This window comes from Clostridioides sp. ZZV15-6597, assembly GCF_020657815.1.
GTDB lineage: Bacteria > Bacillota > Clostridia > Peptostreptococcales > Peptostreptococcaceae > Clostridioides.
The window spans coordinates 57,436-67,970 of record NZ_JAGWCT010000012.1 but is presented as its reverse complement, the minus strand read 5'-3'; the positions used below and the strand labels follow the sequence as shown (position 1 = coordinate 67,970).

Annotated in this window: 9 protein-coding genes; all 9 read left to right on the top strand. The window is 27.5% G+C overall.

Annotated features, from left to right (window positions below; translation table 11 throughout):
- Positions 1–93 precede the first annotated feature (93 nt).
- Entirely contained in the window at positions 94–2,337 is a 2,244-nt protein-coding gene (locus KGF52_RS04960; protein ID WP_227839330.1) for a GGDEF domain-containing protein, read from the top strand.
- 435 nt (positions 2,338–2,772) lie between these two features.
- Complete coding sequence (locus tag KGF52_RS04955; protein WP_227839329.1) at positions 2,773–4,803, top strand: PTS sugar transporter subunit IIA; 2,031 nt, start codon at positions 2,773–2,775, stop codon at positions 4,801–4,803.
- Entirely contained in the window at positions 4,800–5,252 is a 453-nt protein-coding gene (locus KGF52_RS04950) for a PTS sugar transporter subunit IIA (protein ID WP_227839328.1), read from the top strand. Before KGF52_RS04955 ends, KGF52_RS04950 begins: the two co-directional genes overlap by 4 nt.
- A gap of 1 nt (position 5,253) precedes the next feature.
- Positions 5,254–6,309 carry a PTS fructose transporter subunit EIIC gene (locus KGF52_RS04945; RefSeq protein WP_227434629.1) on the top strand — a complete coding sequence of 352 codons (1,056 nt, stop codon included), beginning with the start codon at positions 5,254–5,256 and terminating at the stop codon, positions 6,307–6,309.
- Between the two features lie 95 nt (positions 6,310–6,404).
- Positions 6,405–6,713 carry a PTS fructose-like transporter subunit IIB gene (locus KGF52_RS04940; protein WP_227827807.1) on the top strand — a complete coding sequence of 103 codons (309 nt, stop codon included), beginning with the start codon at positions 6,405–6,407 and terminating at the stop codon, positions 6,711–6,713.
- 104 nt (positions 6,714–6,817) lie between these two features.
- Positions 6,818–8,083 carry a class II D-tagatose-bisphosphate aldolase non-catalytic subunit gene (locus KGF52_RS04935; RefSeq protein WP_227839327.1) on the top strand — a complete coding sequence of 422 codons (1,266 nt, stop codon included), beginning with the start codon at positions 6,818–6,820 and terminating at the stop codon, positions 8,081–8,083.
- A gap of 87 nt (positions 8,084–8,170) precedes the next feature.
- Positions 8,171–8,881 carry an HAD family hydrolase gene (locus tag KGF52_RS04930; RefSeq protein ID WP_227839326.1) on the top strand — a complete coding sequence of 237 codons (711 nt, stop codon included), beginning with the start codon at positions 8,171–8,173 and terminating at the stop codon, positions 8,879–8,881.
- Between the two features lie 471 nt (positions 8,882–9,352).
- Positions 9,353–9,829 (top strand): 5-(carboxyamino)imidazole ribonucleotide mutase, encoded by a 477-nt coding sequence (purE, locus tag KGF52_RS04925; protein ID WP_003425290.1) that lies wholly within the window; start codon positions 9,353–9,355, stop codon positions 9,827–9,829.
- 5 nt (positions 9,830–9,834) lie between these two features.
- Entirely contained in the window at positions 9,835–10,533 is a 699-nt protein-coding gene (purC, locus tag KGF52_RS04920) for a phosphoribosylaminoimidazolesuccinocarboxamide synthase (RefSeq protein WP_227452069.1), read from the top strand.
- The last annotated feature ends 2 nt before the right edge of the window (positions 10,534–10,535 follow it).

The following is a 10,535-nucleotide window of genomic DNA, read 5'->3' as shown; positions in this document are numbered from 1 at the left end:
ATATTATAATATAGTGTGGATAGATTTTTAGTAATAAAATTTGTAGAGTTAGTATTTATACTAAAAATGGACTTATAATTTGGAGGACAAAAAATGAAATTATCAAGGTACGAAAAAAACAATATGGTTTTGTCTATAATTTTATGTGCACTTATTATTTCAATTCTTGTAATTACTGTTTTTACTACTGTAAAACTGTACAACATATCTAATAAGCAAACTAAAAACTATTTAAACGATGTATCTACACAAATTGTAGCAAATGTTGACAATCAAATTGAGTTTATTTTGTCTGATTTAAGACTAATGGCAGATTTTATTAAACAATATGAAGGCGATAGTCGATATGATTACTTAGCAAAAAGAAAAACTAGTTATGAATATTCTGATATTGGGATAATTGATTTAAAAGGTGAAGCAGAGTTTTTAAGTGGAAAAAAATTGGACTTAGAGAATACTGTTTCATATAAAAAGGGAATAGAAGGTAAAGAATATACAGAACTTATAGAGTCACTAGATGTTGTACTCTACAGTGTACCTATATTTGATGATAAACATGAGGTATCTAGTATTTTAGTAGGTGTTTCTCAAAAAGAAAGTGTGAATAATATTCTTAGTATTGACAGTTTTAATGGAGAAGGAACTATTGAAATTGTTAATACTAAGGGGAAACCTCTCTTTATAGGTAAAAATAGTGAGTTGATAAAGGATATTAGTCATAAATATAGAGGTGCTATAAATGAGCATTGGGTTCCCAAAATGATGGATGACTTTAAGAGTGAAGAATCAGGAGAAATTACAATAACTTCATCAAAAAATGTAAAGTGTTTGCTAACTTATCATCCAGTAACAAAAGATTTAAATGATTGGTATTTTGTTCTTATAGTGCCTGAGGAAGCTGTCTTAGGTGAATTGAATAAATTAAACATTTTTACAATAATAATGACCTTTATGATTATTTTTATTATTGGAATTATAACATGGCTTTTATATACTATTAGAAGAAAATATATAAAACAAATTGAAGATATTGCTTATTTAGATAATATAACAAATGGTATTAATTCAACAAAATTTAGTATGTTAATAAAACCTTTAATTTCTAAGTCACCTGATAGTACTTATATGATGATAGCAATAAACATAAAAGATTTTAAGCTAATAAATGACTGCTTTGGTAGTGAAAAAGGAAATAATGCACTTAAATATATTTATAATGTATTGGAAAAGAATATTGTTAATGATGAAGAGTTTGTATGTCGTCATGATGCAGACTTATTCTATCTATTTATAAAGAATCGACCAGTATTAGAAGTTTTAGAATTATTGTATAAAATAGAAAATGAGATTAATTATTTTAATAAAGACAAAGAAAACCCATACTTTTTAAGAATATCAGTAGGTATTTACACTATTGAAAATCATAATGAAGATTTAATAACAATACAAGACCATGTAAATACAGCAAGAAAAAGTTTTAATAAAACTCATAAAAGTGATTTTAATTTTTATAGCGATATAGAAAAAAATAGATTGATATTTGAAAAGGAATTATCAAATTTAATGGAAAAGGCTCTTGCAGATAAAGAATTTTTTATATGCTTACAACCAAAGGTTGATATAAAAACTGGAAAAATTAGAGGCGCGGAGTCTCTTGTTCGTTGGAATAGTGTAGAAAAAGGAATGATTTATCCAAGTGATTTTGTTCCTCTTTTTGAAAAAAACGGATTTATATGTGAATTAGACTTGTATGTGCTTGAAGAAACATGTAAATTGATTTCTAAATGGATAAAAGAATGTAAAGAGTTATTAAGAATTTCTGTTAATGTATCAAGGCAACATTTAAAGGATAAATTATTCTTAGAAAAATATGAGATGATATGTAATAAATATAATGTGCCTACATGGTTAATAGACTTAGAACTTACTGAATCTATTTTTTTAGAAAGCCCAGAAGCTATTGATGTAATAGATGATATTCATAGTAAAGGTTTTAAATGTTCTATAGATGATTTTGGATTTGGATATTCATCATTAGGAATATTAAAGGATTTTAAAGTTGAGATAATTAAATTAGATCGTTCATTTTTTGTGAATAAAAATGATATAGAACGTGGTAAAATTGTTGTAGAATCTGTTATTGAACTTAGTAGAAGGCTTGGCATGAAAGTAATTGCTGAAGGTATTGAAGAAGTTGAACAAGTACATTTCTTAAGAAGTATTGGATGTGATTATGTTCAGGGTTATGTTTTCTCAAAGCCATTATCAATATCTGAGTTTGAAGAATTCACATATAATGATAATAAAATAAAAAATTTGAAAATATCTAATGATTAGAGTTCTAAAATAAAATATTTAGGCAAGTTATATAATTTAAATATATAGCTTGCCTTTTTTACTTGTATGATTAAATATTCAGATATAGTTTTACTTTTAAGTAAAATCTTTAACTATTTAACTATTGCCCATATAGTTATAGATATATAGTAGTTATGAATAAAGCGTTGAAAATACTATGTAATATTAAAATGTATTGTAATCAGTAGATGGTATAAAGTTTTAAATATAAATATTATATTTTTTGATAAAAATATGTCTACAGATTTTGTAAAAACAATTTTCAAATATTGTAAGTTGTAGTTAAAGCTTTATTGTATTATTCTGAATATAGAAAGATAGTTACTATTTTTAGACATAAAAAAACTAAAATATACAGAATAACATAAAATTTGCAGTATTGATAACTCTAATTATTTTGAAAGGAGGGAAAATATGATAAGTGGAAGAATGTTACTCATTATGAATTTTCTAAAGGAAAAAGAGAAGACAAGTTATAGGGAGATTAGCCAACAACTAAGTATAGAAGAAAGAAAAGTTAGATATGACATAAATAATTTAAATATTGTTTTACAGTCACTAAAGAAACCATTAATACAAAAGATAAATAAAGGTATATTAATTATTCCTAAAGATTTCCAAGTAGTATATATAGATAATAATGACTATGTGTTTTCTTTAACTGAGAGAGTATCTATTATGAAAATTATATCAATGTTTAAAATAGATAAGCTAAATTTAGAAAAGTTGAGCAAAGAATTCCAGGTTTCTAGAAGTTCAATTAAAAACGACCTTAATGTTTTATCAAATGAATTAGAAAGAAACAAAATAACTATCACATATGATAAGACTTTCAAAATAAGTGGAGATGAAAACACTATATATAAACAAAGACTAAGTATATTAAAATCATATTCTTACCTATTTGGTAAAGAAAAGTCTGATTTAAGTGTGTTTGAGCAGTATTTAGTGAAGATTATTGAACAAATATTCAAAGGAATTTCTTTGAATGATATATATAACTGGTCAACAGATTTACTTTCCCAAATGGATTGGACTTTAAACGATGAATCTTTTACGTGGTATGTTTCAAATATTTTTCTTTTTACATGGTACATACATTCAGATGAAAAACATCCTTTAGAATCTTCTTCATTAAGTGAGCCGTATTTTGAAAATAAGTTTGACCAAGAATTTGAACAAATCATTCAAAAGAAATTGACCAAAGAACAAATTTTATTGTTAAAAAGTTTTGTGTTTTTTACAAATAAATATGCAAGTTTAAATGAAGATATGGATTTGATTAGTACAGAAATAATAGTTCAAGATTTAATTTACAATATGTCAGAAATACTAAGTGTTGATTTCAAAGAAGATATGATTCTTTATAAAGGTTTACTTAATCATATTGCTCCATTAATAGAAAGAATCAAACAAAACATACAAATCTATGAAGAACTATTCCATGTTATACCAGATAAATATCAATATGTACTTGAAGCTACTAAGGTTTCTATACAAAAGAATAGGATGTTAAATCAAATAAGAAATGAAAATGAAATAATACTTTTAGCAATACACTTTTTAGGAAGCGTACAAAGAAATGAGAGAAATAATTATAAAAATATATTATTAGTTTGTGGATTTGGATATGGAGTAATTGCTATGTTAAAAGATACTCTAATAAATGATTATCAAATAAATATATTGGACAGTATTCCAGCATATAAATTGCAAGATTATAAGGACTGGGAAAATATCGATTTCATTATAACAACATCAAAGATAGCTGCAACTTTACCTAAAGTAGTTATTGAGATTAATCCATTTTTACAAGAAAACGATTATCTAAAACTTGAAGAAAAAGGAATAAAAAGAAAGAATGTCCTGACTAATTATATATCAATTAAAAAAAGGCTAGATTTCTTAGAAGAAGATGCTCAAAAAAGAGTGTTGAGTATCATATGGCAAGAACTCGGATATAGTGATGAAAGGATATTATCTAGACAACTTAAATTAAGTGATTTAATAGGGGCTGATACTATCAGCATAATTGATAAAGAAGTGAAGTGGGAAGATGCTGTTAAAATTAGTTCAAATATACTTGCATATTGTGATTTTGTATCAACACAATATGCTGATAATATTATAGATATTTTGAAAAATGTAGGTTTTTATGCTGTAAAAGATGAAGAGTTTGCTTTATTACATGGGAATGATAGTTCATTAGTTAAAGTGAGTTCAATAAGTTTACTAATATGTAAAGAGCCAATTAGTTTTGGTGATAAAAAGGTTAAAGTTATATTTTGTCTAGCAAGTAGAGATAAAAAAGAGCAAATTCCAGCAATAATTAATTTAACTAAAATGGTTTATAAGACTAATTTTATTAGTATGTTAGAAAGTACAAGGACAAAAGAAGAAGCAGAAGGTTTAATTCATAAATATGAGGAGGAGGTCACTGTATGAGTAAATTAGTCAATGTAAAATGCTCATTCAAAATGAAAGCAGATTCAAAAGAAGAAGCTATTACATCATTAGTGGATGTAGTATCAAAAGAGGGGTATTTAAGAGATAAAAATCAATTTTTAGAAGATGTTTTAAAAAGAGAGGAAACTTTATCAACATATATTGGGCATGGTATAGGTCTACCTCATAGTCAAAGTATAGGGGTCAAAGATTCTTGTATTACAATTGGAAAGCTTGATGCTCCTATTGAATGGACAGAAGAAGGTGAAAAAGTAGATTTGATATTTTTAATATCAGTAACAAAAGATAATGAAAATAATCTTCATTTAAAGATTTTATCAAAACTGGCACGTTTATTGATGCATGAGAGTTTTAGAAATCAAATTAGAGAGTCAGATGAACAAACAGTTTATAATCTTATAAAAGAAAAGATAGGGGAGGAAGATTAAAATGAGGATTTTAAAGTTTTTACAAAAACATCTTATGACAGCAACATCATATATGATTCCATTTGTAGTTGCTGGGGGAATATTATTTGCTTTGTCAGTAACATTAAGTGGACAAGCTGCTGTTCCTGAAACTGGATGGTTAGCTAAACTAAATCAAATTGGTGCTGCAGGTCTAGCTTTGTTTATCCCAATATTAGGTGGATATATAGCATTTAGTATGGCAGATAAACCAGGGCTAGCACCAGGTATGATAGGTGCATATTTAGCAAAAGAAGTAAATGCTGGTTTTATAGGTGGTATTATAGCAGGATTTATAGCAGGATTTGTTGTCTTACAACTAAAGAAAATAAAATTAGCTCCTACAATGAGAACTCTAGGTTCCATATTTATTTATCCTTTGCTTGGTACATTGATTACAGGTGGCATAATTGTATTTTTAATTGGAGAACCTATAGCTTCTTTTATGGCATGGATGACGAACTGGTTAAATGGAATGTCTGGTGTTTCAAAGATTCCTTTAGGGGGTATTTTGGGAGGAATGATAGCTTCTGATATGGGTGGCCCTATAAATAAAGTTGCTGCGACTTTTGCTCAAACACAAGTTGATACACTTCCATACTTAATGGGAGGGGTTGGCGTTGCGATTTGTATACCTCCAATTGGATTAGGGTTAGCAACATTATTATTCCCAAAAAAATTTAGTAAAGAAGAAAGAGATTCAGGAAAAGCATCACTTCTAATGGGATGTGTTGGAATCACGGAAGGAGCTATTCCATTTGCAACAGCGGACCCTGTTAGAGTAATTCCTTGTATTATGGCTGGTTCAATTATTGGAAATATTATGGCTTTTTTATTAGGATGTTTAAATCATGCTCCTTGGGGAGGCTTGATAGTACTTCCAGTTGTTGATAACAGGTTGGGGTATATAGCATCTGTACTAACTGGAGCAGTTGTTGTCGCAATATTGATGAAATTAGTAAAGAAAGATGTAAAAGAAGATGAAGAAATTGAAGAAGATATAGATGATTCTATTGAATTGATATTCGAAGAATTATAGATATATGAAATAATAAATTAGTTTATATAAAATTTTAAAAAAAACATGTATAACTATAAACTTAGTATAACTATAAACTTAAAGGAGATGAAGATATGAAAATTGTAGCAGTAACATCTTGCCCTAGTGGAGTAGCACATACTTACATGTCAGCTGAATCACTTGAATTATCAGCAAAAAAATTTGGAATAGAAATAAAGGTTGAAACTCAAGGAAGTTCTGGAATAGATAATGAGTTGTCACCTAAGGAAATTGAAGAAGCAGCCTGTGTGATATTAACTAATGATGTTGAGATTAGAAATATGGAGCGTTTTAAAGGAAAGAAAGTAGTAAGAATGAGTGTGTCTGACATTATTAAAAAATCTGATGCATTAATTAAGAAAATAAAAGATACTTTTCAATAAAGTTTGATTTATTTTACATATAACATAAAGATGTTTTTATTGAAGATTTTATTAAAAATATCTTTAAAAACATCTTAAAAAATAGAATAAAAGGAGATATAGTAATGAAAAAATTACCAATAAAAACTGTCGTACAACGATTACTAGACTTACAAGAAGAGGGGAAAAGTGCAACACTTTTAGGGATTGGTCCTATGTCACCTAATTTGTTACAAGCGAGTTTTGAATTAGCGAAAGATGATGATTTTCCTTTAATGTTTATTGCCAGTAGAAATCAAGTAGATGCAGATGAGCTAGGTGGAGGCTATGTAAATGGTTGGAATCAAGAAACTTTCACAAGAGATATTAAGAGAATAGCTGATAAAGTTGGATTTGATGGTTTATATTACTTATGCAGAGACCATGGAGGGCCATGGCAAAGAGATAAAGAAAGAAATGACCATTTACCTGTTGACAAAGCTATGGAATTAGGAAAAAAATCTTATTTAGCTGATATTGAGGCAGGTTTTGATTTACTAATGATTGACCCTACAAAAGATCCATTTGAAATGGGGAAAGTGATTCCATTGGATATAGTCTTAGAACGAACTGTAGAATTAATTGAATATTGCGAAAAAGAAAGAAAAAGACTTAATTTTCCAGAGATAGGATATGAAGTTGGGACAGAGGAAACAAATGGAGGATTAACTTCAACTGAGACATATGAAACATTTATAACTAGATTAAAAGTTGAACTTGAAAAGAGAGATTTACCAATGCCAACATTTATAGTTGGTCAGACAGGGACTCTAACTAGAAAAACAGAGCAAGTAGGAACTTTTAATTTTAAGAATGCTTATGATTTAGCTCAAATGGCTAAAAAGTATGGAGTTGGTTTAAAAGAACATAATGGAGATTATTTGGATGATGTGACTTTATTAGAGCATATACCATCTCAAATTATTGCGACAAATGTTGCTCCTCAATATGGTACTGAAGAGACTAGAGCATACTTAAAGCTAGCAGAAGTTGAAAGAAAACTAAAGGAAGAAGGATTAATTGAAAAAACTTCAAATATTAGACATGTTCTTCTTGTAGATGCTATTGAATGTGGACGTTGGAGAAAATGGGTAATGGGAGAACAAAAAAGTTTAACTACTGAAGAAATATTTAAGGATGAAGTAATATCTAATGAGATATTAGATATTGCAGGTCACTATACATTCAATAATGATGATGTTAAAAGAGAGATAGAAGTGCTTTATAGTAATTTAAGCAAAAATAACATTGATGGTCAAAGATTTGTTGTAGACCATATTAAGCGTCCTTTACGTGATTATGCAGAATGTTATAATCTAAAGGGTGTAACTACTAGAATTTTAAATAAATAATAGGACTTATAGTGGTAAGTATTGTTATACTAGGTATTTATAGTTATAATTATATTTACCACTATTAAATTTTGGAGGACTAATATTTTGATTAATTTAATTTTTGATGTAGATGATACTTTATACAATCAGTTAACACCTTTTTATATTGCATATGATAAAGTGTTTTCTTCAATAAAGAATGTTTCTGTTAAGGATTTATATATAAGTAGCAGAAAGTATAGTGATGAGGTATTTCATTTGACTGAGAGTGGAGAGATGCCAATTGAAAAAATGCATGTGTATAGAATAATGAAAGCTTTTAAAGAATTAGGAAATGCCATTACAGAAAAAGATGCTCAAAATTTTCAAGATGAGTATATATATCAACAATCACAAATAACTCTAATCCCAGAAATGGAGCAAGTTTTAAATTTTGCTAAAGAAAAAAATATTAATATTGGAATTATAACTAATGGACCATCTTCTCATCAAAGAATGAAATTAAAGCAATTAAATATTGAAAAATGGGTTGATGAAGAGAATATTTTTATTTCTAGTGAAGTTGGTTTTTCTAAGCCAGATATTAATATTTTTAGATTGGCTGAGAAATTTATGAATTTAGATAAGGCAAATACATATTATGTAGGTGACTCTTATAAAAATGATGTAGTAGGTTCTAAAAAAGCTGGATGGAAGAGTATCTGGATGAATCATAGGGAACATAGGGTAGAGGAGTTGGTTTATAAACCTGACTTTATAATTTTGGATTATCAAGAAATACCATTATTGTACAAAAAATTATTTAAAGACATTTAACTATTAATAAGATATAAATTGATTGGTAAAATAAAATTAAAAACTAGATATTTTGTAAGTCAACAACTATAAAATTGTATATCTATGAATAAGGAGGATGATTTATGATAATCAACTTCCTTTTTTAGTATAGATTTTGATGTAAATATCTTATAGAAGTGAGTATCTTACTGAATTATGAATATTATAATTTAAAAAATATTATGTAAGTTTACTCTAAATTATATAAAATATATTTATTTATCAAAAAATAATAAATAAATGAAAAGTAATTTTGTTAGGTATCAAAAAAAGTAAATAAAGTTCGCAAGGGGGCGAATGAAAAAAATACAAGGAATATTTTTTTTAAAAAATTTCAAAAAAGAGTTGATAATATATGTATATTAATATAAAATTTAAGGTGTATAATTCGTATAATAATGCGAATGATTTAAAATTTAAAATAACTTATAAACGGAGAGGGGAAGTCTAATGAAAGTAGCAGTAGTTATGGGTTCAAAATCAGATTATCCAAAATTAGAAGAAGGGATAAAACTGCTTGAAAAATATGGAATAGAAGTTGTAGCAAGAGCATTATCTGCTCATAGAACACCAGAACAACTTTCAATATTCCTAAAAGAAATAGAAGATGATACAGATGTAATAATAGCAGCAGCAGGAAAAGCAGCACATCTACCAGGTGTAATAGCTTCACAAACTCTAATTCCAGTAATAGGATTGCCTATTAAATCATCAACTATGGATGGATTAGACTCACTTTTATCAATAGTTCAAATGCCAAAAGGAATACCAGTTGCAACAGTTACAATAGATTTAGGTTTAAATGCAGCTTTATTGGCATTACAAATAATGACTCTAAAATACCCAAAATTAAAAGAAGATTTGAAATCATATAGAGAAGAAATGGCACAAAAGGTGCTAGAAGACGACAAGAATTTAAGGGGGTAACAGAAATGTTATTATATGAAGGAAAAGCAAAACAAGTATATTCTACAGATAATGAAAATGAATATGTTGTTTATTATAAAGATGATGCAACAGCATTTAATGGAGAAAAAAAAGCAGAAATATCTTCAAAAGGTATACTAAATAATAAGATATCAACAATAATCTTTGAAATGTTAAAAGAAAATAATATAAATACACACTTTATAAAAAGTTTATCAGATAGAGAAATGTTAGTTAAGAAAGTAGAAATTTTACCATTAGAAGTGATAGTAAGAAATATTGCTGCTGGTTCTATTTGCAAAAGAGTTGGTCTTGAAGAAGGTGTAGTTTTCGATGAGCCAATCTTTGAAATAAGCTATAAAAATGATGATTATGGTGACCCAATGCTAAATGACGATTATGCAGTGGCAATGAAATTAGCAACTAGAGAAGAATTAAAATTCTTAAGAGAAGAAACTCTAAAAATAAATGAATTGCTAAAAGCATTCTTCTTAAAATTAAACCTAAAGTTAGTTGACTTTAAAATAGAATTTGGTAAAGATTCAGAAGGAAACATAATATTGGCAGATGAAGTATCACCAGACACTTGTAGACTTTGGGATGTAAACACAAATGAAAAATTAGACAAAGACAGATTTAGAAGAGACCTTGGAGACCTTGTAGAAGGTTATACAGAAGTACTTTCGAGAATGAATAATAAATAGGA